This window comes from Cognataquiflexum rubidum, assembly GCF_022538115.1.
Lineage (GTDB): Bacteria > Bacteroidota > Bacteroidia > Cytophagales > Cyclobacteriaceae > Cognataquiflexum > Cognataquiflexum rubidum.
The window spans coordinates 182759-208819 of record NZ_JAKZAL010000003.1; the positions used below are offsets into that span (position 1 = coordinate 182759).

A 26061-nucleotide genomic window follows, 5' to 3' on the forward strand; every position below is an offset into this window, starting at 1 on the left:
TTGAAAAATCAGTAACATGAAAGTATTTCTTTTTGCGGCTTTGTTTGTAGGTTTTGTATTTATGCAAATAGAGGTGAATGCGCAGGGAATTGGAGTGAGGGCAGGATATCAGACGGCGAGTACCACCAACAGCGGGAATCAGGTCGGAGGTAATTTGGGCCATTATTACTTGGGTGCATATAAAAACATCAAGCTTGGAGTAGGTGATTTGCTCAGACTGAATACCGGATTGGAATACATGCAAAACGGACACAGAACCAATGACGCCAATTTTAGAAGTATCAATTACCTCAGCATTCCTTTTGGGCTCAGGGCAAAACTTGGACCTCTATATGCCCAAGGTGGTGTCAATGCCAATATTAAAATCGGGGAAAAATATGAAGTAAATAGTCAGAGTGTCTTGAATGATACCAACAGAACCAGCTCTTTTGATTTGCCTGTCCACATAGGGGTAGGATTCAGGCTGTTTATCATTGATATAGAAGCAAGGTACCACCACGGATTTATGGATGTCAACAACGGCAACAAGAATTCTTACCTGCAAATAGGTGCTGCTTTTGGGTTTTAGGCTGCATTAAATACTTTGGTTTTTAGTGAAAAAAGGAAGAGTTTTTCTTCCTTTTTTGTTTTCTATCCCTGCACATACAGAGTTATGATATTGCGTTTGAAATTGACATATTTGTCGGGTTGAGATATTGGAGATTTTGTTTTATTTGTAATGAATGCTTGCAAAAAATCCTTTTGATAACCATTTCTTAGCTTATGAAAAAAGTAGTGATGTTGATATTTTTTGGGGTGACGGTGTTGAAAGCAGGCTTTGCGTTTTCTCAGGGAGATACCCAACTTTGGCTAACTTATAACAACCAAACCAGACTTTCTGAAAAATGGGGGTATACTTTCGATGTCAATTATAGGACACGGGGATTTTTTCCATTTAATTCCACACTTACAGCAGGCCGGGTCGGAGCCAATTACTTTGTAAATAGCAGATTGAGAGTCACTGCGGGATATGCTTGGTTTGGGACTTACGTTTCTGACCTTGATATCAATTGGCTGCCTGAGCACAGATTATGGCAGCAGGCACAGTGGACTATTCAAAAATCCAAATTTCAATTGATACACAGGTTTAGACTTGAGCAGCGGTTTAGACAGGAATTGATCCGGTTCCCTTCTACTGAGCCCATCTATGCCTATACCACAAGAGCGAGGTACATGATCCAATTGCAGGGTTTATTACTTCCGCCAAAGACACCTGACGGTTTTCAACTCAGTTGGCAGGCAGCCAATGAAATCATGTTTCATTCGGGAGATATCATAAGCAGTCAAATGTTCAATCAAAACAGGACTTTGGCAGGCATAGTTATTTCTCCTAACCGCAAATTTGACTTGGCGATATTGTACCAATTGATCATGCAATACCAGCCGGTATTGGATAAAGTGGAGGACATTCATTCCATCAGGTTGACGGCATTTCATAATTTGGATTACCGCAAAAAGAGATAAGGCGGGATATTCCCGGAATCAGCATAAATTTCATAAATTGAAATTGATTCTGCCTTCATCAGACCAAAGGTAACCTCAGCACAGTTTCAGTTATCCTCTTTCCAGTTTTATGAAAAAGTTATTTTTCCTGATTTTCTTGATCCAGTTTTCCTGCAGTTCATTTTTGGTGGCCCAAAACACCAAGTTGACTGAGAAAACCAAAAGTGAACTCGTGGCTTTGATTGGCTCCTATTCGGAAGCAAGGGACAAAAATGACACGGTTTTGCTAAAATCAATTCTGACAGCAGACGTGGACCAATTGGTTTCATCAGGAGAATGGAGGGAGGGAATCTCCAAGGCCGTTGAAGGAATGCAGCGGAGTTCAACCACCAATGTGGGCGCAAGGACTTTGACAGTAGAAAAGTGCCGATTGCTCCATCCTGAGGTCGGAATTGTAGATGCGAGGTATCAGATTGAAAGTGGGGATGGCTCTATCCGAAAAATGTGGAGCACCTTTTTCGTGGTCAGGGAAAAAGGTAAATGGAAAATCTCCGCCATCAGGAATATGCTTCCGACTACTCAATAAATGTTTTGATATTTTGTAAATTTCCAAATGACTAGATTCAACAAGATTGTTCTGAGAGGCTCCTTTTTTGTTTTGGTTTTTCACCTGTTTGGGTTGGCTGCTTTTTCCCAAAGTGACAGTACGGCTGTGGATAGGGAAGGGATGCGAAAGGGAATCCAAGGATTCCCTGTTTTGGGCGTCATGAATGACACCATTTTCTATGTTTATATCAAGATGGGCGCTTCCACTCCAAGTGAAAGGGCCAAGCATATAACTGAAAAAATCAGGAGATTATATGAAGATCCTAATTTCAGTGTGGATTCCTTGACCATTGTCCAATCCGAAAATACAGTCGACTTGGTTTATCGTGATATTATAGTGACAAGTGTATCACCTCCTGATGCCGCAATCTATGATTTGGGTCTCAATGAAATTGCTGAAGAGGCAAAGAGGAGAATTTCACAATCGGTCAAAAATGCCCTCGAGGAGCAAAAATTGAGCAAAATCCTGTTTAGGGTATTGTATACCTTTATCATGTTTTTGGTTGCCTTTCTACTGTATTGGCTTATCAATAAAGGCTATTCGGCTGTCCTTAAATACCTGAGAAAACACCGGGATAGGTTTCTCAAAAACCTTACTTATAAGGATTATACATTTTTGACTGCAGAACAAGAATTGAGGGCTATTCTTGTTTTCCTGAAGGGAGTCAGGTTGTTTTTTTTCGTTGTCCTAGGGTATGCGGTCTTATCCATTGGGTTCAGTATTTTCCCACTTACGAGAGGATGGGCTGCTGCTTTGTTGGGATTGGTTTGGTCCCCTTTCAGGTCGATTTTCCTTGCGGTCTGGGATTACCTGCCAAACTTGGTAACCATTTTGGTGATTTCTGTAGTGATGCATTATTTCATCCTTTTTGTCAGGTATGTTTTCTTAGAAATTGAAGCAGAGAAACTAAAATTTTCCGGATTCCATTCGGATTGGGCCATGCCTACCTACGGCATTGTCAGGGTACTGTTATATGCATTCACTTTGGTGCTGATTTTCCCCCATTTGCCGGGTTCAGATTCCAATGTTTTCAGAGGAGTTTCGGTTTTTATAGGGGTGCTTTTTTCCCTAGGCTCTTCCACCGCCATAGCCAATATGGTGGCAGGATTGGTGATCACTTACATGCGTCCTTTCAAAATCGGAGATAGGATCAAAATTGGGGATATTACAGGGATAGTGTTGGAAAAGACACTTTTGGTTACCAGGATCCGCACCATCAAAAACGAGGAAATCACCGTACCCAATTCTTCCGTACTTGGGGGGAACACTATCAATTATACCACTTTGGCCAAAACTGAGGGACTGATCATTAATACCACGGTGACCATCGGCTACGATGTCCCATGGAGGGAGACGCACGCAGCTTTGATAGAAGCTGCTTCTAGGACTGATATGTTATTGAAAGAACCATCCCCTTTCGTATTTCAGACAAGTTTAGATGATTTCTATGTTTCCTACCAAATAAATGCCTACTCAAGGGAATCTATAGGAATGGCAAGGGTATACTCAGAACTGCACCAAAATATCCAGGATGTATTTTTCGAAAGAGGAATAGAAATCATGTCGCCGCATTACCGCGCGGCAAGGGATGGGAATATGACTACCATTCCTGCCAATTACCTTCCCCAGGATTATCAGGTACCGGTATTTAATGTCAAAATGGATCAAAAAAAAGACATTTGATTCCTTTGCTTTCAGAATCTAACAGCGGTCAAATATTTTCAAACATGCTTACTATTGTTCGTACCAACTCCCAAAACGCTGATTTCATCAGACTGGTCAAGTACCTCGATGCAGGACTCGCTGTCACTGATGGGGAAGACCATGCTTTCTACAATCAATTCAATAAAATTGATAATATCAAATACGTCACGGTTGCGTATGAAAATGAACTGGCTGTTGGCTGTGGTGCCATCAAGGAATTTTCTGAAGGGACCATGGAAGTCAAGCGGATGTTTGTCTCCGAATCCCACAGAGGAAAAGGCATAGCAGGAAGAATCCTAGCCGAACTTGAAACCTGGGCTGCAGAATTGGGTTATTCCAGATGTATCCTAGAGACAGGCATAAGGCAAGTGGAAGCTGTGGCATTGTACAAAAAAAGCGGTTATAGCATCATTCCCAACTATGGTCAGTACATTGGTGTGGAAAACAGCCTTTGTTTCGAAAAGGTACTCAAACCATAACCATCCCATAAATCAAAGCATCATTGAATCAGGAATTTGACTATATCATCGCAGGAGCAGGAGCGGCAGGTCTGAGTTTGGCGCTTTATTTTTTGGAAGAACCCGCGCTCAAAGACAAGCAGGTTTTGATTCTGGATAAACATGTCAAAAACAGCAATGACCGTACCTGGTGTTTTTGGCAAAAGGATCCAAGTCCCTTTGACCAAATTCTGCATGCAAGTTGGGATGAGCTTTATTTTCATTCTCCTGTTTTTTCCAAAGTTTTGGAAATCCAACCCTATCGCTACAAAATGCTCCGCAGCAGGGATTTTTATGAATTCTGTTTGGACAAAATAAAAGAGTCTAAAAATATCACCTTCATCCAAGATGATATCAAAGAAATAAATGCTGACGGATCGGTTGTTTGTCAGACACAAACTTTCGAAGGAAAATTTGTTTTCAACAGTGCTTTTGTAAGCATTCCAAAGACTACAGGCAAACACCATTTGCTGCAGCATTTCACCGGATGGTTTGTCAAAAGTCCGGAGCCCGTTTTCGATCCCAAAAGACCGGTTTTGATGGATTTTCGGATTGACCAAAAGGGGGATTGCAGGTTTATGTATGTGTTGCCAAAAAATGAGTACCAAGCCTTGGTGGAGTATACCATCTTTTCTGAAAACCTTCTCGAGGAGGCGGAATATAAGGCCGCCCTAGAAAAATACTGTCGTGAGGTGTTGAAATTGGATTCCTATGAAATTGAAGAAACGGAGTACGGCGTCATCCCGATGACCAACGAACCGATTCCCAAAACCCAAAGCGGGCATGTCATCAATATAGGTACAGCAGGCGGTCATACCAAAGCTTCGACAGGCTATACTTTTGCTTTTATCCAAAAGAAATGCAGAAAGATTGCCGCCAACTTAGGGGATAACAAACTCCCCTTGGAGGGATTAGACAGCAAATTTGACAAGTATCTGCTTTACGACTCCATCTTTCTGAGGGTTTTGTCAGAGAAGAACTTTCCCGCTTGGTGTGTTTTCAGCGAACTTTTCGAAAAGCTTCCGCCAAAAACAGTATTTGATTTCCTGGATGAAAACACCAACCTATTGACTGACATCAAAGTCATGAACTCCACCCATATCCCCACCTTTCTCAAAGCCGCATTAAAAGAGGTTTTCTGATTTATTTAAATGATGGAATTACAGAAATCATGTTTTTTAATTCCGATAATCACAAAACCCTTTTCAAATGATTGACAGTAATCCATATTTAAACTTTTTAAAAAATATCCTAATGAAATCATCTCATTTCCACATGTCGACAAATAAATTTCTTACCGAAGTTTTGTTTTTTTCTTTTGTCATCGTCGGATTTGATTCTTATGGACAGGAGATGAGTTTTGAGGAATACAATCCTCCTTCGACATTGGTTGTGCCTGAAAACCCGATCAAAAGAGCCAAATTCCCATTTATAGACATCCATAGTCATCAGTGGAATGTCTCTCAGGAAAGGGTCAATATCTTGGTCAAGGAAATGAATGAACTCAATATGGGTGTCATGGTCAACCTCAGCGGACGCGGTAGGGGAGCGGCCGGAGACATCGATGGACAGGAATACATGTACTCGATGATCCGGAGATTCAATGGTGTCGCACCTGGAAGGTTTATAGTATTTACCAATTTATCATTCAGGGAATTTGGTGCTCCTGGTTGGATTGAGAAAGCTGTGGCCGATTTGGAGAATGACGTTAAAAACGGGGCAAATGGATTGAAAATCTATAAAAGCCTTGGTTTGTCTACCAAAGATATCAATGGCGTCCGTGTACCGATAGACCATCCTGACTTGGATCCGGTATGGAAAAAATGCGGCGAACTCGGGATTCCTGTGATCATCCATGCGGCAGACCCTGAGGCTTTTTGGCAGCCTTTGGATGCCAACAACGAAAGATGGTTAGAATTGAAACTAAATCCGGGAAGGAAGCGAAGCGATACTGACCCTGCACCTTTTGATCAGATTATCGCCGAGCAGCATCATGTATTCAAGAAGCATCCAAAAACCACTTTCATCAATGCCCACATGGGTTGGATGGCCAACAACCTTGACAAAGCAAGTGCGCATCTAGACATGTATCCCAATGTTTATTTTGGGATTGGGGCTGTGATTGCTGAGTTTGGAAGGCAGCCCAAGCGAGCCAACCGGTTTTTTACCGAATATCAAGACAGGATCCTTTTTGCGAAAGATGCTTATAACAAAAAGGAATTCTATACCTACTTCCGGGTATTGGAAACCGAAGATGAATATTTCCCCTATTACAAAAAGTACCACGCTTTTTGGAGCATGTATGGACTTGGGCTATCGGATGAAGTCCTGAAGAAAGTTTACTACAAAAACGCCATCAAAATCATCCCCAATATTGACAAAAGTGGTTTCCCGGATTGAGAATTTGAGGTAATTATTCTGGAGCGAAAGGAATTTATTTTTTACCTACCAAAAATAGAGCATTATGTTAATTGCATCTCTGCACCAAACTTCCGTCTTCGGTCTTCCGTCCCTTTTGATCAAGGAATACAGATTACTGGCAAGAAAGCCGGTAACCTTATGAATTTTAAATCCCCTCAAACAACTCAAAACTCTCAAGGTATTCAGGGATAATCGGATGCCAATCCAATTCTTCTTTGAGCCGCACTGCCAATCCTTCGGCAGCTTCCTTTTCCCCATGGATGAGGAAAACCTTCTTGGGTCGAGAGGTAAACCCTTCCGCCCATTCCACCAACTCGTCTTGGTCAGCATGGGCAGAAAGTCCTTCGATGTAGAATACTTTTGCCTTTACTCTAACATCAATACCGTACATTCTAACAGTCTCTTCTCCGTCAAGAATTCTCCTGCCCCGTGTTCCTTCGGCTTGATAGCCTACAAAGATGATGCTATCCTGTTCATTGGGAAGCCTATGATAAAGGTGGTGAAGAATCCTGCCTCCGGTCGCCATACCGCTTGCAGAGATGATGATGGCATCTCCCCTCAGGTTATTGAGTGACATGGAGGATTCCTGGCTTTGGTAGTAATGGAGGTTTTTATGCAAGAAGGGATTGCATCCTTCCTCCTCCAAAACCGGGCATATCCGGTGGTAGGATGAGAAATCCTTGTACATCTTGGTGACGTCAATGGCCATCGGGCTATCGACGTAGATAGGGATATCGGGAATTTTTCCTTTTTGTAGGAGCAGGTGGAGGTAGTACAGGATCATTTGGGTCCTTCCCACCGCAAAGGCAGGAATAACGGCCACTCCGCCGTTTCGGAATGTTTCCCGGATCGCCCTTCCAAGTTCCTCTTCAGGCTTTGGATTGGACTGCTTTCTATTGCCGTAGGTAGATTCCATTAAGAGTATGTCTGCAAAGGGAACCCTTACCGGAGGATTGAAAATGGGGTCATGGTACCTGCCCAAGTCTCCGGAAAAGACAATTTTCTTTTCTTGGTTTTCTCCTTTGACTTTGATTTTGAGGATGGCGGCACCGAGGATATGGCCGGCATTGAAATAGGTGAATGAAATCTGATCGTTTATTCGTTCCTCGCGCTCCATATAGACGGGCTGCAGCAGCGGGAATACCTTTTCAGCATCTTCTCTGTTGTAAAGCGGCTGTGGCTTTTCATGTTTGGAATATCCCTTCTTCTGTGCATAAGCAGCCTCTTCTTCCTGCAGCTTAGCCGAATCCAACAATAGTATTTTGGTGAGTTCCATAGTAGGGAAGGTACAATAGATAGGACCTTCAAAACCTTCCTTGACCAGTTTGGGTAAATACCCCGTATGGTCAATGTGGGCATGGGTAAGGATTACCATGTTGATTTGGGAAGGATCCATGGGGAATTTATCCCAATTCCGAAGTCTGTATTCTTTCATGCCCTGAAAAAGGCCACAGTCCACAAGGATTTTGAGATGGTCGATTTCGAGTAAATACCTAGAGCCTGTGACAGTCTTGGCTCCGCCTAAAAATTTGAGTTTGACTTGCATCTTCTTTTGGGTTTGTTGCTTTATAAAAATACGATTTTAATTGTAGCATGAAAGTGATTATTGTCAGATACACCCAGAAAAAAACAGGTATTTAATCACTTAGGGTTTTGCTTTTTTATCCACTCCTGCTTTTTGCAAAGTCAAATAGATTCAAAAAAATAGCGGGATACTTGTTGGTATCCCGCCATGGTGGTCGTTGGTTCTGTCCTTTATTTCAATATCACTTCATAAAATAAGCCCCTTCAAACTTCACCCTTGACAGACTATCGGCAGAAGTTTTTTTACCGGCTTGATTACAGGTAAGGCACAGCAATCCGTTTTCGTTAAATACCCAATGGTTGCGGGAATTGATGTCCCTTGTTTTGTAGCCATTGCGGTGGATGGTGTTTTGGATGATCGGAATGATCGATTTGTCCATCACAAATGGCCTGTCATAAGGCATCTCCAGGTTAAGTCTGAGGTTTTGCACCCTGAATTTATCCAATTCATTCAAATTGATAGACCTTTCAAAGGTCACAGTCGAGTCTTCGACTTTGTAGCTGTATTGGATAGATTCTGCATTTTTCAAGGCATCGGCTTTGTTTTTTCCCCTGGCTTCAAAGTTTTGAAGTAAGATAGGTTCAGCGGCATCTGTGCCATCAAGCTGAAGTTTTACAAGGTCAAATATTCCACCATCCACATTCGAATCCAATGATTTGAGGACTATTGTACCCGGTGCAAAGGCCAATGTCTGTTCTACTGTATGGGTTGCTTCGGTTTTGAAGGATGCCACTACGCGTGGTATCTGGAAGGCACATAACCCAATGCTCAGCAACCACAGTCCCAATGCCACCAATCCAAATCTTGCGTCGATGATGCTCTTTTTGACAAGCACCGAGATACCTAAAAGTACGATGATGATTCCCGGAATCAGCATGGCTACAGCTGCGGAGATCGCAAGCCAAGTAGGCACGATTTCAGTGATCCATTCCATGGGTATGCTCTCTCTGATGCCTAAGTACACATCACTTCCCGGTGCTATTCCGAAATAAACCCCCAACATGGCGAGCGGTGCTATCGTGATGGACATACCGATGATGAATATGATCAACCCGAAAAAGACCCGGATGACAGCTAGAAGGAATGAACCCAATGGTCCCAATGCCTCACCAAGTGCATTGATTACTTTTCCTAGAAACCTGAAGGGTGCCAAAAGGATTTTCCTTGCCTGACTTTCTTCTTTTGGAAGGATAGGGTTTTGATTTTCCTTAATCGTGGTTTCAATATTATCCAAAGTGATGGCGCCACCTTTCATTTCAATTCGCTCAGTGATTGATTTTGCCACCGGCGTGATAATCCACAGGATGATATAGATGACGAATCCTGATCCACCGGCAAATATCAACCCGATAAACAGCAGTCTCATCCAGATCACTTCAATGCCAAAGTAGGCTGCCAGTCCACTAGCTACACCTCCTAGGGTTTTGTCGTCCGGATTTCGGTAGAGCTTCTTGATGTTTTTATCCTCAGGTTCGTCGTATGATACCGGCAGGATTACCCACAATACGATATAGGCGATGATGGCAAAGAATCCGAAAGAAAGGCTGAAATTGAAGTTCCAGGGAAGAAAATCCCAACCCGGACTTCCGAGTTTCAGGTTGCCGCTGAAGATCAGCAATATCGCTACCAACCTGGTCCAAAGCGGATCAATGGAAAGGTAATTTGCCATTCCGGCGCATACACCTCCGAGGATTTTGCGGTTTTCCAGCCTTGTGAGTTTTTTGTAGCCTTTGGTATTTTCGTGGGGAGTGATATGCTTGTAGTAATCATATTCCTCGTTGGCCTCTGCTTTTTTGTCTTCAGGACTGTCGGATAACTCCTCCTCAATTGCCTTAAAATCGGCAATTGTACCCATTTTTTCGATCAGGCTGTTTACATTTTCGGCGGTGATGACCTGCTTGTTGTTTTTGAGGTTGCTGAGGAAAATTTCCGCAATCCTGTTTTCGATATCAGAAATGATCTCCTGATTGTCTTCGTAGTGAGAAAAATGCCTGTTGATGGATTCAAGGTATTTTTTCAATGTGGTATAACCATCCTCTTCTATGTGAAACAGGATCCCACTGATGTTGATGCTTATTGTCTTTTTCATGGCTTATTTCTTTGAGGTGATTAATTGGGTTGAATTGACCAGGGAATCCCAGGTTTCATTCAGGGTTTCTAAAAACCTTGATCCTTCTTCTGTGATGGAGTAATACTTTCTGGGCGGTCCGGATTCAGATTCTACCCATTTGTAGGAAACCAAAGAGGCATTTTTCAGTCTATTGAGTAGCGGGTACAAAGTACCTTCCACTACGATCATCTTGGCGTCGGTAAGTTCCTCGATCATGTCTGAGGCATATACTTCCCCTCTGGCGATGATATGCAAAATGCAGAACTCCAGAAGTCCTTTTCGCATTTGTATCTGGGTGTTTGAAGCGTTCATTTTTTCTGAGTGGTTTAGTTACCAAGGAGTGTGTTTCAAAGCTTGGACATACCCCTTTTCCCATCAACCTTTAGAAAAACTGTACCAAAGTGTTGAACAGTACCTTGCATTACAAGACTTGTGTGTATAAAAAGGTACTGGAAAATTAAAAAAAAATTAAAAAAGTTCGTTTTTTTTTATTGGAGGCATTTTTTGACTGAATTTTGACCAAGGGATTTTTTTTAGACTTGATATACAAAAAGGATTTTAGGAAAAACAGGTGTGGCTGAAGTGGACAATTTTATGTACGCTTGCGAACAGGTTTTTGGCTTCAGGACACTTTTTATTTTTGATTGAGACGCTTTTTCCTTAACTATTTATTTTTACTTTGCATCATAATTTAATACGTGATTAATGGTGATTATCAGGTGTTTTATTGGAATACTGTTGTTTTTTAGCGTAGCCAAGCTTGATGCCCAGACAATAGCACCCAAGTATTCCAATGAATTCATGAATATAGGAATTGGCGCCCGTGCCCTCGGAATGGGGGGCGCCCAGGTATCTTCTGTCCGGGATGTAACAGCTGCGTATTGGAATCCGGCCGGTCTGATCGGTATCCGGCATCAGCATGAATTTGCCATGATGCACGCAGAATATTTTGCCGGCATAGCCAAGTTTGATTACCTCGGATACAGTACGAGCATTGATATGGACAATTCGATTGGTGTGTCACTCATCCGGTTTGGGGTGGACGATATTCCTGACACCAGATTTTTGTACGATGCCAATGGTGCTTTGAATTACAATAACATCCAGTTTTTCAATGCAGCGGATTATGCTTTGATGCTATCTTATGCCCGGGATGTCAGTGACGTATTCAAAATCGGTTTCAATGGAAAAGTGATCCACAGGAATGTGGGTAAATTTGCGCAGGCTTGGGGCTTTGGCCTCGATGTTGGCGGGATATTTCTTTTGGATCAATGGAGGTTTGGATTTATGTTTCGTGACATCACCACGACTTTCAATGCGTGGTTTCACAATGCAGACTTGGTCAGAGACATTTATGCTCAGACCAACAATCAGATTCCTGTCAATTCCATTGAACTTACCTTGCCGAGAGCGATATTCAGTGTGACGAGAGACGTGGAGATCAATGAGGAATTTAAGGTTCAAGGTGTATTTGACCTTGATTTTACTTTCGATGGGCGGAGGAATACCATTGTGAGGACCGGTTTGGTCAGTTTCGATCCCAGGTTGGGGATAGAAGCATCCTACCGCAACATGGTTTTTTTGAGGGCAGGGGGTAGCAATGTGCAGCGCATCAAGGATTTTGATGCCACTTATTATACCTCTTGGAAGCCAAGTTTTGGTTTGGGAGTTTTTCTGAATGAAAAATTCCAGATTGACTACGCGTTATCCGATATTGGGGGAATTTCCCAAACACCCTATTCACATGTATTCAGTGTGAAGGTGAGTTTGAAAGAACATGAACAGAGATTTAGGTTGAACAAAGGCTGGGAGTAGTAATGATGACAAGAAGATTCTTTTTTTCAGTGATGGCTGTTCTTTTTTCTACTTTGGCATTTGGCCAAAGTGGATGGATTGACTTTACCCGGACTTATTACAAAATCCCAACCTCTACGGATGGAATTTACAGGTTGAATTTTACAACCCTTTCCTCCTCAGGGCTCAATCCCAATGTCATCGATCCGCGCAATATCCGCATCTTCCACCGAGGAGAAGAAGTGGCGATCTTTGTTCAGGGAGAGGCAGACGGCAAGTTTGATCCAAATGATTACATAGATTTTTATGGTAAAAGGAATGACGGGACCCTTGATTTCAAATTTTACGATGATCCTTCTCATTTGGGAAATACGATGTATAACACCCACAATGACACAACAGCATTTTTTCTGACCCTATCTCCTGATTCCCGTGGCAAAAGGATGGCAAGAAGGGAAGAACCCACTGCTTCCATTCCTTTGCAGACCAATTACCAAACCATCAGACAGGTAGTCTATTTTGAAAATTATAACCTTGGACAAGTGTACAGTCCGGGAGTTTACCTGACTGATTTCGAAGAAGGAAGCGGATGGATGAGCGCTGCTATCACCAAAACCAACCCAAGAACGGTGGTTCTTGCTGACCTTGGTGAAGTGCCCAATGCAGGAAATGTGCAGTTGGAACTCGGACTCACAGGAAGGTCACCGAGCCCCCATACCTCCATCATCAGTGTGGGACCCAATTCCAGTAATTTAAGGCAGATTGCTTCTTACGACTATGAAAATTATCAGGCGATCCATCGGGTTGTCGGACTGTTGCCATCGGATTTTAGCTCCACAGGAGCCATCGCCATCAGAGTAACTTCCACCGGGACAGGGGCTACTGACAATGTATCCATTGCTTATCTCAGGCTGACCTATCCAAAGGTTTTGGCAGATGGGGATTTTAGCAGAGAAATATTTATTTCCGGGGCTGAAAACAGCAGGATTCAAATAGGGAATGTGCTTTCAGATTATCTTGCTATGGAAGTGTCGGATCCCCTCAATCCCGTCATAGTTCCTGTAACCAAGACCGGAAACCAAGTTTCCTTTGTCTCCGGAACAACAGGAGTCCCAAGCAAGATTTTTGTGGAAAACCAACTGAACATCAATAGGATTGCGACCATGACACCGGTGAGGTTCCGAAATGTTCTTGGTCAAAAAGCGGACTATATCATTTTGTCCCACAAAACACTGAGGAGACCTTCTTCCACCTATGCTGATCCGGTCAAGGCGCATGCTGCCCACAGGGCTTCGCCTCAAGGGGGTGGATATGATACATTGGTAGTAAATATTGATGAACTCTACGATCAGTTTACTTTTGGAGAAAAGACTCCTTTGGCGGTATATGAATTCCTGAAGGCCTATTATCCTATCCACAAGCCTGACTATCTGTTGCTGATAGGCCGGGCCATGGGGATTTTTTCTACGGCCAGAGCCAATGGGGTCAATTTTTTCTATCGACAAAACCCTTCTGTTTTCCAGTTTCAGGACCTTATTCCTCCGGCAGGGTATCCCTATGCGGACAACAATTATTCTATGGGACTAGATCCCGAAAACCCCAGTACTGCGGCAATTGTGATGGGAAGAATTCCTGCCCGGAATCCCGAACAGGTGGCTGCTTATCTGGATAAGGTTAAGGAAAAGGATGCCCTTGGTGTATCAGAAGATTGGCAAAAAGAAGTGGTCCATCTCAGTGGTGGGGTATCTGCTTTTGAGCTAAACAGGTATTTCAATTTTCTGAATGGGTTCAAAAATATCATCGAAGGCCCCTACATGGGAGCGAATGTTACTACTTACCGCAAACGCTCCAATTCGACGATTGAACTGATTGATATTTCAAGTGATATCAACAGAGGCACCAGTTTGGTAACCTTCTTTGGACACGGGTCTCCTTCGCTGATAGACATAGAAATCGGTTTTGCCTCAGATCCCACTATTGGATATAACAACAAGGGAAAATATCCCATGTTGCTCTTGAATGGCTGTGATGCCGGAAATGCCTTTGGAAATGCGTACACTTTTGGGGAAGATTGGGTGCTGACTCCGAATAAGGGTGCCACGAATTTTATGGCCCATGCAAATATCGGGGTGGATGTTTACCTCAGAAGGTACAGTGAGGCATTCTATATCAAAGCATTTTCTGATTCCACGACTATCTACCAACCTGTAGGAATGGTTAGGAGAGAGGCAGAGAAGTGGTTTTTTGACAGATACGGACAATCACCCGTCAACCGTTCCCATGCCGAGCAGTTAGTCATGTTGGGGGATCCGGCAGTGAGACTTTTTCCTGCCAACAAAGCAGATTATTCTGTTTTGGAGTCTGATGTGACTTTGGGAAGCTTCGAAGGGGAAACTTTCAATGCCCTTGCCGATTCCTTAGATTTCTCCTTTATCCTAAAAAATATCGGAAGGGTAGATGTTGATTCCCTCGAATTCAAAATCTCCCGAAGATTGCCTGATGGAACAAATATCAATTTCCCATCAGTCAGGATTCCTGCAGTTTACAGAAAAGATACCATCCATTTTGCTGTTCCAAATACAGGTATCCAAGCCTTTGGGGACAATATTTTTACCTTGGAAATCAATCCGACCAGGGTGATTCCGGAGATGACATTTGGTAACAATGCCATCACTGTAACCAAATTTATCCCGCTTAGCGGAACCATTCACCTGATTCCGGAAAACTTTGGAATTGTCAATGAAGCAGAAATCAACCTCATTGCCCAGATTCCGGGAAAATCCGTGGAAGCCCGAAATCTGGTGATACAGCTAGATACGGCCGCCAACTTTTCCTCAGCCATTAGGAGGGAAACCAGGATTACAACCTCTAATTTGGCCAATTGGGAATTGAACCTGTTCCAAAATGTGACCCAAAGAGACTCGGTGACATTCTATTGGAGGTCAAGATTTTTGGACCCAAGGGAAGGGGAAAGCCAAGAGTGGACTGAAGGGAGTTTTACCTTCATCTCCAATGGTCCTCAAGGTTGGGTACAAAGGAAGCTTGCCCAATTGGAAATCAATCAGCTCAACAACCTTGAAATAGAACCCGTCAAGCGCAAATGGAAATACAAAGACACCAAGTTGGATGTGGGTGTATTCACATTTGGAAACCAAACAGATAGCTTGACATTTAGAAATACCCAATTTTACCTGCAGGGTGTTCCATATATTATTGATAATGTAAACAATGCCAACTCAAGGCTTTGTCCTGACGGTTCTTTGGGTTTGGTGGCTTTTGAGCAGAGGTCTCTGACACCTTACTTGGTGATTCCTGTTCCGGGATTTGATATCCTGGATGGCAGGAGTTGCGGTAGGGTGCCACAAGTGATACAAAGTGTGCGCAATGTGTGGATTACCCAACCTGGGCAAAGAATGCTTCTAGACTATATCGATGGTCTCAAAGAAGGGGACTATGTGGTAATTTTCTCTGTGGGTAATGTTACTTATCAGCAATGGCCTGATGCCGTTTTTGAAAAAATGAAAGAAATCGGAGCCAATGAAGCTGTGCTCAGAAATCTTCAAAATGGCGATCCTTATATCCTATACGGAAGGAAAGGGATGAAACCGGGAGAAGCTGTGGAGATCGTTTCCCAACAGAACATTGAATTGGAGACAAATCAGCAGATCATTGAATTCGATACCGAGTTGCAGGGCTACCTTTCTTCGGGAAGTATCGTGACACCAAGGATTGGGCCTTCGTCGGAATGGAAGAGATTTTTCAACAGTGTCAATGGAAGAGATTGGTTCAATGAGGAACTGGCGTATTTTGATGTGATCGGTGTTGGACCGACAGGCGATGAACAGGTACTTTTCAACGAAGTGCAAGACGGACAAATAGACCTTTCCAGTGTCAATGCAGACCTTTTTCCATACCTGAGGCTGAGGTATGCCATGCAAGATTCCCTTTCGACAGCCCCGGCATACCTTGACAAATGGCAGGTAAATTATACCGGAGTCCCTGAAGGAGTATTGATATTCAATGGCAAAGAAGAGAAATTGAACCTTCAGGAAGGACAGGTTGCTACCCTCAATTTTGAATTTGTGAATATTTCCCAATTGGATTTTCAGGATTCCTTGGTCGTGCAATGGGAATTCAACAACACCACAACCAAGAAAATAGAGAAGTTTTCCAAAAAGATTCCTGCTGTCAAATCGGGAGAAAAGTTCGGATTCAACATTGAGTTTAATTCTACCGGCAATGGAGGCGAAGTCCAGGTGGAGGTTTTTGCAAATCCAAGAATTATCCTCGAGCAGACATACAGAAACAACATCATCGATCTTGGGACCTACTTTGTAGTGGCACCGGATCAAAACAATGCCATTTTGGACGTTAATTTTGATGGGGTATATATCCTCGATGGGGATATCGTTTCGCCGACTGTCATGATTACTTCTATTCTCAAAAATGACAAGTCCCTTATCCTCAAAAAGGACACCTTGGGACTTGAGATATATCTCAAAAAGCCTTGTGCGGATTGTCAGTATGAAAGAATTAATTTTTCTTCTCCTTTGGTCACCTGGACCGAAGCAACTGAGAATAGTAGTTTCAAAGTGGAATTCCGTCCCGGACCATTGGAAGATGGCATTTATACCCTGAGGGTAGTGACCGAGGACCTAGGTGTCGACAAACCTTACGAGATCAACTTTGAGGTTATCAATGAATCCACCATCACCAACTTCTATCCTTACCCCAATCCATTCAGCACCAGCACCAGATTTGTCTTTACAGTGACAGGTTCTGAAGTGCCTGATCAGATCAAAATCCAGATCATGACAGTGACCGGAAGGGTAGTACGTGAAATCCTTCAGGATGAAATCGGTCCCATCAGGATTGGTAACAACATCACAGAGTTTGCTTGGGATGGCAGGGATGAGTTTGGCGACCAATTGGCCAATGGCGTTTACATCTATCGGGTTCTGGTCCGCAAAGACGGACAATTTGTAGAACTCAGAGGTACGGCAGGAGACAAAGCCTTCAAACAAGGTTATGGAAAAATGTACTTGTTGAGATAAGGATTTGGTGAAATGATTTTTCGATAATCACAGAACCATAGCAGGTTTTAAAAAGGCTAATAGTCTAAATAAAGGTGTGCCGTTTACTTGGTTTTTCCGGGGTTACCCAAAGCATTCAAAACAAAGAAGCCTGTTTCTCACCAGAAACAGGCTTCTTTGTTACTATCTAAATTGAATCTTACTCTTCTTCCTCTGCATATTCAATGTATACAATCTCATACATGTTTTTGCCATTAACCTGTACCGGTTGGAAATAGGTTTCCCCATATCTCACAAGGGTTCTTTCTCCTACTTTAACTTCCTCCCCGCCTTCGGAGAGATTTTCTACTAATGCTCCTGCTGTTGGTGGCACGACAACATATCCCTTGGCGGTTTTTTCGTAGAATGCTCCGCCCCAATAATAGTTGATTTCATTGTCTTCCAATTTGACTATTTCGTAATTGTCCGGTATAGAGCTTACTTCGGCACCAATCGGTGCGGGAACGACCACCCATCCTTCATCGTCTTTTTGGTAGAATACCCCATCTGCATATTGGAATTCATTGACGACATTCGTCACGTTGGTCACGTTGGTGATATTGGTTTCATTGACAACGTTCACCACCTGAGCCTGAGGCGGAGGCATCGGCATCCAAAAACCCCAAGGATGCCACATTGGACCCCAAAAGAAAGGTCTGAATGCGAAAAAGAAAAATGGATGGAATGCAAAAACCGACATACGGCCAAACATAAACGGAGGCCTCATCATCATGGGAGACATCACATTTACCCTTACCACTGTATTTCTTTGGGCATTGATATTGATATTGTTGTTGTTCCCGATATTGATGTTATTGTTACCTCCCCCAGGTCTGTTTCCACCACCAGGTCCGTTTCCACCGCCGGGTCTGTTGTTATTGCCTACGCCGGGATTTCTTCCGCCATCCGCACCTGGCCTAGCGCCTGAGGCACTTCCTGTTCTATCACCTTCTCTATTTCCGGCTCTATTTCCTGAAGCGCTTGCTTGACTATTTGCGCCGGCACCCTGATCTCTGGATTGGCGTGTAGAATTGATAGAGCGATCACTTGTAGCCTGATTGGTATTGACTTTTCTATCAGATCCTCTCTGTGCGCCACCATTAATGGATCCTTGAGAAGGTGTGCCAGTAGAAGGTCGAGCTGAAGGTTGTGAGGCTCGGTTTGAAGGAGCTGTAGCCTGCTGTCTTGAAGGACTACTACCGGTATTGGATCTAGAAGGACTACTTGTACTTGGTCTTGAAGCAGCGCCACCACCACTTGGTCTGGAAGCTCCACCACTACTCGGCCTTGCAGCCGCACCACCACCTGAGCGGCCACCACCACCATGGCTCATTCTCTGAGCCAAAAGGCCATCTGGATTAACAGTCAGGAATAGCATCAACATTGCTATACCTGCCAATTTTGCATATTTATTGATCATAATCATGAGCTTTAATTTCAATAGGTTGATGATTTGGAAACGATATTTAAGCGTCTTGCATTTTCTGGAGCCACAAAATCAAAGATAGCTTCCGGTAATTCCGGGTTTAACTTCCAATTGGAAAATATACCTTCGAATTGCAGGGTCTCTCCGTTTTTTTTCTCATGGATGACATATCGCGCAGGAAGGGCAAATGTGTCGTTGTGTATCCAAATCTGAATGTGTTTGTCCGCTCCTTTTGCAATTATATGGTGGTAATCTTTTCCATCAAAATGTACCAAACCCATGTAATAGATGCTTTCGCTATACTCCATCAAATCATCCGTAAAGGAAGGGTAGAAGAAATCCCCTGCAGGAAAATCTATACCATAATCCTTATTGACCATATCCATGGTCTCGACAATATTATCCGGTGTTTCGATAAATCCATAAGTATTGCCGGTAAATGAATAAATCATTAACATGTCGGTATTGTACCAATATCCCACTTCTTCTTTTGGTCCTTTGGTATGGACATGCATTTTGTCGGGTCCCACGATATGTACATCATGGACGAAATGTTGCCGGATCAACCCTTTATTGAGGTCAGGAGCATCTACTCCTGTTCTCAGCTGAAAACTACATGAACCGAGGTCTCCGATGACCTCACTCATTCGGTCCAAAAGAACCACCGCTCTTGCATCCATGGTACTGTCCTGTGCCTTTGCACTGAATACCAAGAAAAATGCAACCATAAAATATCCTATTTTTTGCATAGACTTTTGGTAATTGATAAATGGATAATCTTGTATTGAATCTTGAAATAAATTTAAAAACTATCGGGACAAACAGCTATGGTTTGCAAAAAGAAATCAGGTTTTGTGACCTAAGGAATTTTTTATGTTCTTCATTTTTCAGGTGAAAATGGGTGGTAACAAGGCGTTTTATTTTCTACTGAAAAACCGCCAAATTCCCCATAAACTCAGTAACAAAAGAAAAATGAAAATCCAGGCTTTTCCTGAAATCCCTTCCTGATTGATTGCACTATAGATATCTGTACCAAGAGTTCCGGCAGAAAAGGTAATAATTGTTCTTGGCAACATTCCGATACTGCCAAAAAGTACGAGTTTTTTCCAGCCGACATGCAGCAATGAAAAAAGAAGGTTAGAAACTGCAAATGGTAGGATGGGACTCAATCTTCCAAAAAAAATCAATTCTCCCATCCGGTTTCTTTTCATTTCGATCAGGTTTTTTGCTTTGGGGTACCTGTCCAAAATCAGATCTAGACTTTCTCCACCGAGTTTTTTGCCCCATGCATAACCCAACACAGAAGCAAAATTATAGGCTAAAAACAGATACAAAAAAGCTTCCCAACCAAATAAAAACCCCGAAAGGACTGCGACCAGCGTGGTGGGCATCAGGGCTAAACCCATCAATAAGGTAACAAAAAGCAGGTATGTAGCGGCAGCCATGACAGAGGAAAAATCCCAATTTTGGAGATTCTCGGAATAATGGATCAAAACCGGAATTCCCAAAAGACTGCCTAGGGATGGCACCACTGCAACCCAAACAAGTGCCAAAGCAACGACCGGATTTATCCTGTAGGCGGATTGGAATTCCTTGAATATACCTTGCTTTTTTTCCATCTTTGGGCCACTGAAGCGCAAAGGAAATCAAAACTTCGGAATTAAACCCAAAGAAATTAGATAGCAGAAATATGAAATTTGGAACAAAAGCAATCCATGCCGGTGTAGAACCGGATCCATCCACAGGGGCAATCATGACCCCGATTTTTCAAACTTCGACATATGTCCAAAAATCCCCCGGAGTGCACAAAGGGTATGAATATGCAAGAACCCAAAACCCTACCCGGGATGCACTGCAAAAAAACCTTGCTGCCCTCGAAAACGGAAAGCACGGTTTGTGCTTTTCATCAGGCCTGGGAGCCATCGATGCAGTGGTCAAATTGCTCAATCCCGGTGACGAAGTCATCAGTACCAATGACCTCTACGGCGGAACCTACAGGATTTTTACCAAGGTTTTTGAGCGCTATGGGATCAAATTTCATTTTATCTCAATGGAAAATCCCGTGTCGATTGAATCCTATATCAACAAAAACACCAAGATGATCTGGGCTGAGACTCCCACCAATCCGATGATGAACATCATTGATGTGGAGGAAATCGGAAAGATTGCCAAGAAGCACAAGATATTATTTGCGGTCGATAACACTTTTGCGACCCCGTTTCTCCAAAACCCTTTGGATATGGGGGCAGATATTGTCATGCATTCCGTCACCAAATACCTTGCAGGTCATTCTGATACCGTGATGGGCGCGTTGATAGTCAATGACGATGAACTTGCCAAGCAATTGGCTTTCCTCCAAAATGCCTGCGGAGCGACACCCGGACCTCAGGATTGCTTTTTGGTATTAAGAGGAATCAAAACACTCCATATCCGCATGGAAAGACATTGCCAAAATGGTGCAGCAATTGCCCATTTTCTGAAATCCCATCCTAAAGTGGACAAAGTATATTGGCCGGGATTTGAGACCCATCCAAACCATGCCGTGGCCAAAAAACAGATGCGGGACTTTGGGGGAATGATTTCTTTTGTCATCAAAGGCAACAAATTGGAAGATGCCATCAAGGTTTTGGAAAACATGCATTATTTCTCCCTTGCGGAATCTCTCGGTGGAGTTGAATCCCTTTGTGGACATCCCGCTACCATGACACACGCAAGCATTCCAAAAGCAGAAAGAGAAAAAGTGGGTTTGGTAGATTCGTTGATCAGACTCAGTGTTGGGATAGAAGATGTCGAAGACCTGAAAGAGGACCTAGCGCAGGCATTGGAACTGGTGTAGGTTTGGTAGGTATTCAGGAATGAATGCCCGTGTTTTAAAAAATACAGCATACTTGGGGAAACATGGAAAAATAGAAATTCCATGTTTCTTTTTTTTGACGGAGCAAAGGAATTTGGGAAAGTGATTTTTGGCTTAAAGCAGCTCGGAAAATTCGTGAGGAGAAATGATCGGAAGAATGGGGGTTGATTTCTTCAAAAAACCTTTGTCAGAGGTTACAATTACACTTATGTCATTTTCAAGTGCGGTGAAATATTGGAGGGCATCTTCTAAATCTCCAAAGTCTGATTTTATGGCTTTAATTAAAGTATTCTTGTTGGCCTCCAATAACTCAAAATTCAAAATTATCATTTCCAGAATGGCCTTGGTGGCTTCCAAGCCTTTACTTTTTTCTAAAAAATAAATACAGATTTGGATGGAGGATATACTTACAAATCCAATAATTTTTCTTTGATCAATTGACTCAAATAATTCTGTAATCCCTGTGGTTCCTCTCTCTAGAAAGAAGTCCAAGAGGACATTTGAATCAAAATATACCCGATGCTTCATTTAGGTTAGTTTTGATTTAAAATAGGTTTCCTTCCAATCAAAATCTTCAGGAAATTCAGTTTTTGACTTGGGTAAAGTCTTTAAAAATTCAATCAGACCTAAATTACTTTTTGTTTTGGTTTTTGGTTTTAGAATTTCCGCAAAATGGGTTTCAACCAAATTTGAAATGCTGATATCTTGCTCAATGGCATATTGCTTGACCTCATTCAGCAAGTTTTCTTCAATGGTTATATTGAGTTTTTTTTTCATGAGAAAATTGAATACGTATAAATATATATTATACGCATAGAAAGGTCAAGAAAAAAATGGGATTTATTGAACCTGTACTGATTTCCAATGGTTTAATTATTTTATTGTACACATTTTTAAACCAAATATGACTATGCAGAATCTTAAAAACAAAACAGCCCTGATCACAGGCGGAAGCAAAGGGATCGGATACGGGATTGCAGCCGCTTTGATGGCGCATGGGATGAACGTGGCGATCACAAGCAGGTCTCAGAAAAGTGCAGACGATGCTGCTGCTGAATTGAACAAATCGGGAAAGGGCGAAGCTATTGGTATCAAAGCAGATGTGAGGAAATTTGATTCCCAACAAAAAGCAGTGGATACACTCTTGAAAAAATGGGGAAGTTTAGACCTTTTGGTTGCCAATGCAGGTGTAGGTTTTTTTGCATCTGTGGAGGACATGACTTTAGAGCAATGGCAGGATACGATTGATACCAACCTGACGGGTGTATTTTACAGTTTAAAGGCAGGATTGGATGGATTGAAAGCCTCAAAAGGATATTTTATTTCCATTTCTTCCCTTGCAGGGACCAATTTCTTTGTCAACGGATCTGCATATAATGCTAGTAAATTTGGGGTCACAGGTTTTACCCAAGCTGCTATGCTTGACCTACGTCAGCATGGAATCAGGGCTACCACGATCATGCCGGGTTCGGTGGCTACCTATTTCAACAACCACCAACCCAATGAAAAAGATGCCTGGAAAATTCAGATTGAAGATATAGGCCAGATGGTGGTGGACTTGATGCAAATGAATCCACGGACACTTCTAAGTAAAATCGAAGTCAGACCAAGCATGACTGCATAATAAGTAAGAAATTAATTTATTGCTGAATCCTGGCTCAAAATTGTAAAATCGATTTTGGGCCGGGATTTTTTTATTTTTCTTTCACATTTCCGTTACCTCTATTTCACATCCATGAATCCCATCCTTGAAACTGACCGTCTTCTCCTGAGAGAATTAAACCTGGGCGATGTCCCTTTTATCCTTTCCCTGCTGAACAGTCCCGGTTGGCTGAAATATATCGGAGATCGGGGGGTCAAAAATGAAGAGCAGGCAAAGGATTACCTTTTGAACGGTCCACTCAAAAGTTATAAAGAGAATGGTTTTGGCCTGTATTTAGTAGAAGAAAGGATTTCAAAATTACCAATCGGATTGTGTGGCCTACTCAAAAGAGAAACTTTAGAAAATCCTGATTTGGGATTTGCGTTCCTTTCGGATTACATGGGCAAAGGATTTGCCTTTGAGGCTGCAAATGCAGTTTTGGAGCATACGAAAAGTCAGTTGAAACTGCTAACTATTCTAGCCATTGTCCTTCCCGACAACCAACGCTCCATAAAACTTTTAGAAAAGCTAGGATTTCAATATCAGAAAACTTTTCAGGTCAAAGAAGGGGAAGATTTGAGTCTCTTTCAGATTGATCTATAAAAATGAATTCAGAGACAAACTTCTCAAATCATTAGTCCAATTGCACCGAAAAAAGAACCGATTATGGCGCCGATGACCAATTCTTTCATACTGTGTCTCTTCATTTCCCACCTTGACCATGCCACTGCAAGTGCAAATCCCAGAGTGATAGATCCCGGCAAAAACCCGAACACAAAAATATTTACCACTATATAAAATGCGATTCCGGCATGCATGGAGGCTTTTATTTTGAGATTGACTAAGGCCATGGTCAGTACCAATATAAAGAAAACCAATGTTTGACGCAGGACTTCTCCCGGAAAATCGAGGATCCAAAAAACCAAAAGCAAGACCACAAATAGGCTGATGGCAAAAGGATAGAAGCCTTTCCTTTGCGTCCTGTCGGAGACATCAAAGTTGGTATATTCCCCGCTTTTCATTTTCCGATAATTGTTCCAAATGATGGGAACTGCTACAAGAACAATCACGAGGAAAGAAACCATCAAGGCCATTTTCCTTTCGAGATTCTGAAAGGACATAAAAATCACGTAAGCATTTCCGAACAACAACGGATGTCCGATTAGAGAAATGAGTTTTGCGGTTTTTTGCTTTTTTGTAAGCATCAGTTAGGTTGGATCAGGTCCCAAAGATTGCCATAGAGGTCCTCAAATACGGCTACTGTTCCGTAGGGCTCCGTGCTTTTTGGACGGAAGATTTTGATGTTCTGATCTAAAAGATTTTGGTAATCCCTTTCGAAATCATCGGTGTACAAAAACAAAAAAACACGCCCACCGCTTTGGTTTCCGACTGCCTGGAGCTGGACTTCATCTGCCGCTTTGGCCAATAAGATTTCGCATTGTCCATATTCATATCCCGGAGGTGCGATTCTGACCCATCTTTTGGTATCAGACATGCGGGTATCTTCCAATAATTGAAAGGAGAGTTTTTTGGTGTAAAAAGCGATGGCTTCGTCATAGTCCCTGACCACCAAGGCAAATTTTGCTATGAATTGTTTCATTTTTCTTTGGTAAAAGCTGTAATTTAAAAATTTCCAAAATTACCCCAAACCTGCAATTTTTCGGAACAGGGTTCTTCTTTGTTTGAGTTTAAGTTCCCTGAATTTGGTCATATATTATCTTCGACCTTTGCAGCGACGGAGAAGGCTATCATCTCATAGCCCATATCGGAAGGATGGATGCCATCTTCTGAAAAAAACTCTCCTGGGTACTTGTCTCGGTTATTTTCAAAAGAAAGATGGGGTAATTTTTTCTCCAAAAACTCCAATTCCCTAGTTAGAATACTCCTGTGCCATCCCAAGAAAATCCGCATGATTTGTGGTATTCCCGGGAAATTTTGAACCGGTGGAATCAAAGGGATAGTGATTTTTTTTACTCCTTTTTCCTCTACCAAAAACTGGATGAAGGATTCCATTTCCCGTTTGAATTTTTTGGGAGGTGTTAATTCAAAGCAATCATTCGCACCGATCAGAATGATGGTTTTGGAAAAAGCATTGGTCATTTCATTCTCGGATTTTCTGAAGAGGTCTTGGAGATTTTGTGCTTTGAGGCCGTTTTCACCAATATTGAAAATAGTGAATCGCCCTTTTAAATTTTTGAATATATGAGTGGCAAATGTCGTCTCGATACTCGTGGCGCCTACGCCGGCTGCGGTGGATTCTCCGATTATCAATAGACAGGATTCTGGATTTGAGCTTTCAAGTTTTAAAAATTCACTCCTTGGCGGAAGTTTTACAAGGTTGTTTTTCAATCTTGTTCCAATGATATAAAGAACCGGAAATACAGGTATCAAGACCACCAATTCTAAAAAATACGAAAATCTGTTGCGCATGACTTTGTGTAAAAGGTGTAAACAAAACACCAAGCCTTGATTCAAAGCTTGGTGCAATATTTTAGATTCTGGAAAGAGGTTATCCTCCTACTTTTTTGGCTTTATAACCTTCCTGTAGCAAGATTTGAATGACTTTATCACGATGGTCTCCTTGGATGAGAATTTCTCCTTCTTTGGCACTTCCCCCGACACCGCATTTGTTTTTGAGCAATTTGCCTAGTTCTTTGAGGTCATCCTCTGTCCCGACAAATCCTTCTATCAAAGTCACCTGCTTGCCGCCACGGGATTTTTTGTCCAACATGACTTTGAGATTTTGCTTTTGGGGAGCCAAAGTTTCATCTTCTTTTTCACCCCCAAAATTGAATGCAAAATCATTGCTCGTGGAATAGACTACGCCGTCCCTTTTCTTCCAGTCGTTGTTGTTCTTTTTTGACATT

24 protein-coding genes are annotated in these 26061 nt (G+C 42.4%); 12 read left to right on the forward strand and 12 right to left on the reverse strand.

All coding sequences use genetic code 11. The annotated features are described in order from the left end of the window. Nucleotides 1-16 precede the first annotated feature (16 nt). The 7 genes from MMU05_RS04970 to MMU05_RS05000 all read left to right on the forward strand — a co-directional run bounded on the left by MMU05_RS04970 (nucleotide 17) and on the right by MMU05_RS05000 (nucleotide 6690). Entirely contained in the window at nucleotides 17-568 is a 552-nt protein-coding gene (locus tag MMU05_RS04970) for a PorT family protein (RefSeq protein WP_241140568.1), read from the forward strand. A gap of 194 nt (nucleotides 569-762) precedes the next feature. Next, complete coding sequence (locus tag MMU05_RS04975; RefSeq protein ID WP_241140569.1) at nucleotides 763-1503, forward strand: DUF2490 domain-containing protein; 741 nt, start codon at nucleotides 763-765, stop codon at nucleotides 1501-1503. Nucleotides 1504-1612: 109 nt separating this feature from the next. Further along, nucleotides 1613-2068, forward strand: a complete 456-nt coding sequence (locus MMU05_RS04980) for a DUF4440 domain-containing protein (RefSeq protein WP_241140570.1) — start codon at nucleotides 1613-1615, stop codon at nucleotides 2066-2068. 27 nt (nucleotides 2069-2095) lie between these two features. Continuing rightward, nucleotides 2096-3772: a mechanosensitive ion channel family protein gene (locus MMU05_RS04985; RefSeq protein WP_241140571.1), complete on the forward strand. Its 1677-nt coding sequence runs from the start codon at nucleotides 2096-2098 to the stop codon at nucleotides 3770-3772. Nucleotides 3773-3816: 44 nt separating this feature from the next. Beyond that, a complete protein-coding gene (locus MMU05_RS04990) occupies nucleotides 3817-4272 on the forward strand; it encodes a GNAT family N-acetyltransferase (RefSeq protein ID WP_241140572.1) in 456 nt (151 codons plus the stop codon). A gap of 23 nt (nucleotides 4273-4295) precedes the next feature. Next, nucleotides 4296-5432 (forward strand): lycopene cyclase family protein, encoded by a 1137-nt coding sequence (locus tag MMU05_RS04995; protein ID WP_241140573.1) that lies wholly within the window; start codon nucleotides 4296-4298, stop codon nucleotides 5430-5432. 211 nt (nucleotides 5433-5643) lie between these two features. Further along, nucleotides 5644-6690 carry an amidohydrolase family protein gene (locus tag MMU05_RS05000; protein WP_418884462.1) on the forward strand — a complete coding sequence of 349 codons (1047 nt, stop codon included), beginning with the start codon at nucleotides 5644-5646 and terminating at the stop codon, nucleotides 6688-6690. A gap of 166 nt (nucleotides 6691-6856) precedes the next feature. Here the strand turns inward: MMU05_RS05000 and MMU05_RS05005 are convergent, their stop codons facing one another. From MMU05_RS05005 to MMU05_RS05015, 3 genes are all read right to left on the reverse strand, one after another. Continuing rightward, the gene (locus tag MMU05_RS05005) at nucleotides 6857-8257 is read right to left on the reverse strand and encodes an MBL fold metallo-hydrolase RNA specificity domain-containing protein (protein ID WP_241140575.1); all 1401 of its coding nucleotides are present in this window, start codon (nucleotides 8255-8257) and stop codon (nucleotides 6857-6859) included. Nucleotides 8258-8477: 220 nt separating this feature from the next. Continuing rightward, complete coding sequence (locus tag MMU05_RS05010; protein WP_241140576.1) at nucleotides 8478-10385, reverse strand: PspC domain-containing protein; 1908 nt, start codon at nucleotides 10383-10385, stop codon at nucleotides 8478-8480. Between the two features lie 3 nt (nucleotides 10386-10388). After that, nucleotides 10389-10718 (reverse strand): PadR family transcriptional regulator, encoded by a 330-nt coding sequence (locus MMU05_RS05015; protein WP_113925352.1) that lies wholly within the window; start codon nucleotides 10716-10718, stop codon nucleotides 10389-10391. Between the two features lie 393 nt (nucleotides 10719-11111). Between MMU05_RS05015 and MMU05_RS05020 the strand changes: the two genes are divergently transcribed. Both MMU05_RS05020 and porU2 read left to right on the forward strand, forming a co-directional pair. Continuing rightward, nucleotides 11112-12221, forward strand: a complete 1110-nt coding sequence (locus MMU05_RS05020) for a putative type IX sorting system protein PorV2 (protein WP_241140577.1) — start codon at nucleotides 11112-11114, stop codon at nucleotides 12219-12221. Nucleotides 12222-12223: 2 nt separating this feature from the next. Further along, a complete protein-coding gene (porU2, locus tag MMU05_RS05025) occupies nucleotides 12224-17254 on the forward strand; it encodes a putative type IX secretion system sortase PorU2 (protein ID WP_336246848.1) in 5031 nt (1676 codons plus the stop codon). Nucleotides 17255-17432: 178 nt separating this feature from the next. Here the strand turns inward: porU2 and MMU05_RS05030 are convergent, their stop codons facing one another. The 3 genes from MMU05_RS05030 to MMU05_RS05040 all read right to left on the reverse strand — a co-directional run bounded on the left by MMU05_RS05030 (nucleotide 17433) and on the right by MMU05_RS05040 (nucleotide 20317). Further along, nucleotides 17433-18692: a DUF6515 family protein gene (locus MMU05_RS05030; protein ID WP_241140578.1), complete on the reverse strand. Its 1260-nt coding sequence runs from the start codon at nucleotides 18690-18692 to the stop codon at nucleotides 17433-17435. Nucleotides 18693-18709: 17 nt separating this feature from the next. Continuing rightward, a complete protein-coding gene (locus tag MMU05_RS05035; RefSeq protein ID WP_241140579.1) occupies nucleotides 18710-19447 on the reverse strand; it encodes a DUF2092 domain-containing protein in 738 nt (245 codons plus the stop codon). 168 nt (nucleotides 19448-19615) lie between these two features. Next, entirely contained in the window at nucleotides 19616-20317 is a 702-nt protein-coding gene (locus MMU05_RS05040; RefSeq protein ID WP_241140580.1) for a TVP38/TMEM64 family protein, read from the reverse strand. A gap of 71 nt (nucleotides 20318-20388) precedes the next feature. Between MMU05_RS05040 and MMU05_RS05045 the strand changes: the two genes are divergently transcribed. Beyond that, entirely contained in the window at nucleotides 20389-21534 is a 1146-nt protein-coding gene (locus tag MMU05_RS05045; protein ID WP_241140581.1) for a trans-sulfuration enzyme family protein, read from the forward strand. A gap of 132 nt (nucleotides 21535-21666) precedes the next feature. On the opposite strand, the gene MMU05_RS05050 is transcribed toward MMU05_RS05045, so the two are convergent. Together MMU05_RS05050 and MMU05_RS05055 are read right to left on the reverse strand one after the other, a co-directional pair. After that, nucleotides 21667-22080, reverse strand: coding sequence for a type II toxin-antitoxin system VapC family toxin (locus MMU05_RS05050; protein ID WP_241140582.1), 414 nt, complete (start codon nucleotides 22078-22080; stop codon nucleotides 21667-21669). Further along, entirely contained in the window at nucleotides 22081-22329 is a 249-nt protein-coding gene (locus tag MMU05_RS05055; RefSeq protein WP_113925359.1) for a DUF6364 family protein, read from the reverse strand. Between the two features lie 133 nt (nucleotides 22330-22462). On the opposite strand from MMU05_RS05055, the gene MMU05_RS05060 reads away from it, so the two are divergent. After that, nucleotides 22463-23176, forward strand: coding sequence for an SDR family oxidoreductase (locus tag MMU05_RS05060; protein WP_241140583.1), 714 nt, complete (start codon nucleotides 22463-22465; stop codon nucleotides 23174-23176). A 111-nt stretch (nucleotides 23177-23287) separates the two neighbouring features. Then, complete coding sequence (locus tag MMU05_RS05065) at nucleotides 23288-23797, forward strand: GNAT family N-acetyltransferase (protein ID WP_241140584.1); 510 nt, start codon at nucleotides 23288-23290, stop codon at nucleotides 23795-23797. Between the two features lie 23 nt (nucleotides 23798-23820). On the opposite strand, the gene MMU05_RS05070 is transcribed toward MMU05_RS05065, so the two are convergent. From MMU05_RS05070 to MMU05_RS05085, 4 genes are all read right to left on the reverse strand, one after another. Continuing rightward, the gene (locus MMU05_RS05070) at nucleotides 23821-24399 is read right to left on the reverse strand and encodes a phosphatase PAP2 family protein (protein WP_241140585.1); all 579 of its coding nucleotides are present in this window, start codon (nucleotides 24397-24399) and stop codon (nucleotides 23821-23823) included. After that, nucleotides 24399-24794: a VOC family protein gene (locus tag MMU05_RS05075; protein WP_241140586.1), complete on the reverse strand. Its 396-nt coding sequence runs from the start codon at nucleotides 24792-24794 to the stop codon at nucleotides 24399-24401. The genes MMU05_RS05070 and MMU05_RS05075 overlap by 1 nt, the downstream gene beginning before the upstream one ends. Nucleotides 24795-24901: 107 nt before the next feature. Further along, nucleotides 24902-25624: a GDSL-type esterase/lipase family protein gene (locus MMU05_RS05080; RefSeq protein WP_241140587.1), complete on the reverse strand. Its 723-nt coding sequence runs from the start codon at nucleotides 25622-25624 to the stop codon at nucleotides 24902-24904. Nucleotides 25625-25703: 79 nt separating this feature from the next. Continuing rightward, a complete protein-coding gene (locus MMU05_RS05085; RefSeq protein WP_241140588.1) occupies nucleotides 25704-26060 on the reverse strand; it encodes a translation initiation factor in 357 nt (118 codons plus the stop codon). Nucleotide 26061: the final 1 nt, after the last annotated feature.

Excerpts from the sequence above, each read along its gene's own strand:
- porU2 (WP_336246848.1), top strand. The coding sequence starts at position 12,224 with ATGATGACAAGAAGATTCTTTTTTTCAGTGATGGCTGTTCTTTTTTCT.
- MMU05_RS05055 (WP_113925359.1), bottom strand. The coding sequence starts at position 22,329 with ATGAAAAAAAAACTCAATATAACCATTGAAGAAAACTTGCTGAATGAG.
- MMU05_RS05070 (WP_241140585.1), bottom strand. The coding sequence starts at position 24,399 with ATGCTTACAAAAAAGCAAAAAACCGCAAAACTCATTTCTCTAATCGGA.
- MMU05_RS05020 (WP_241140577.1), top strand. The coding sequence starts at position 11,112 with ATGGTGATTATCAGGTGTTTTATTGGAATACTGTTGTTTTTTAGCGTA.
- MMU05_RS05040 (WP_241140580.1), bottom strand. The coding sequence starts at position 20,317 with ATGGAAAAAAAGCAAGGTATATTCAAGGAATTCCAATCCGCCTACAGG.
- MMU05_RS05005 (WP_241140575.1), bottom strand. The coding sequence starts at position 8,257 with ATGCAAGTCAAACTCAAATTTTTAGGCGGAGCCAAGACTGTCACAGGC.
- MMU05_RS05050 (WP_241140582.1), bottom strand. The coding sequence starts at position 22,080 with ATGAAGCATCGGGTATATTTTGATTCAAATGTCCTCTTGGACTTCTTT.
- MMU05_RS04990 (WP_241140572.1), top strand. The coding sequence starts at position 3,817 with ATGCTTACTATTGTTCGTACCAACTCCCAAAACGCTGATTTCATCAGA.
- MMU05_RS05060 (WP_241140583.1), top strand. The coding sequence starts at position 22,463 with ATGCAGAATCTTAAAAACAAAACAGCCCTGATCACAGGCGGAAGCAAA.
- MMU05_RS05085 (WP_241140588.1), bottom strand. The coding sequence starts at position 26,060 with ATGTCAAAAAAGAACAACAACGACTGGAAGAAAAGGGACGGCGTAGTC.
- MMU05_RS05010 (WP_241140576.1), bottom strand. The coding sequence starts at position 10,385 with ATGAAAAAGACAATAAGCATCAACATCAGTGGGATCCTGTTTCACATA.
- MMU05_RS05045 (WP_241140581.1), top strand. The coding sequence starts at position 20,389 with ATGAAATTTGGAACAAAAGCAATCCATGCCGGTGTAGAACCGGATCCA.
- MMU05_RS04985 (WP_241140571.1), top strand. The coding sequence starts at position 2,096 with ATGACTAGATTCAACAAGATTGTTCTGAGAGGCTCCTTTTTTGTTTTG.
- MMU05_RS05065 (WP_241140584.1), top strand. The coding sequence starts at position 23,288 with ATGAATCCCATCCTTGAAACTGACCGTCTTCTCCTGAGAGAATTAAAC.
- MMU05_RS05000 (WP_418884462.1), top strand. The coding sequence starts at position 5,644 with ATGAGTTTTGAGGAATACAATCCTCCTTCGACATTGGTTGTGCCTGAA.
- MMU05_RS05030 (WP_241140578.1), bottom strand. The coding sequence starts at position 18,692 with ATGATCAATAAATATGCAAAATTGGCAGGTATAGCAATGTTGATGCTA.
- MMU05_RS04970 (WP_241140568.1), top strand. The coding sequence starts at position 17 with ATGAAAGTATTTCTTTTTGCGGCTTTGTTTGTAGGTTTTGTATTTATG.
- MMU05_RS05080 (WP_241140587.1), bottom strand. The coding sequence starts at position 25,624 with ATGCGCAACAGATTTTCGTATTTTTTAGAATTGGTGGTCTTGATACCT.
- MMU05_RS05035 (WP_241140579.1), bottom strand. The coding sequence starts at position 19,447 with ATGCAAAAAATAGGATATTTTATGGTTGCATTTTTCTTGGTATTCAGT.
- MMU05_RS04980 (WP_241140570.1), top strand. The coding sequence starts at position 1,613 with ATGAAAAAGTTATTTTTCCTGATTTTCTTGATCCAGTTTTCCTGCAGT.
- MMU05_RS04975 (WP_241140569.1), top strand. The coding sequence starts at position 763 with ATGAAAAAAGTAGTGATGTTGATATTTTTTGGGGTGACGGTGTTGAAA.
- MMU05_RS05015 (WP_113925352.1), bottom strand. The coding sequence starts at position 10,718 with ATGAACGCTTCAAACACCCAGATACAAATGCGAAAAGGACTTCTGGAG.
- MMU05_RS05075 (WP_241140586.1), bottom strand. The coding sequence starts at position 24,794 with ATGAAACAATTCATAGCAAAATTTGCCTTGGTGGTCAGGGACTATGAC.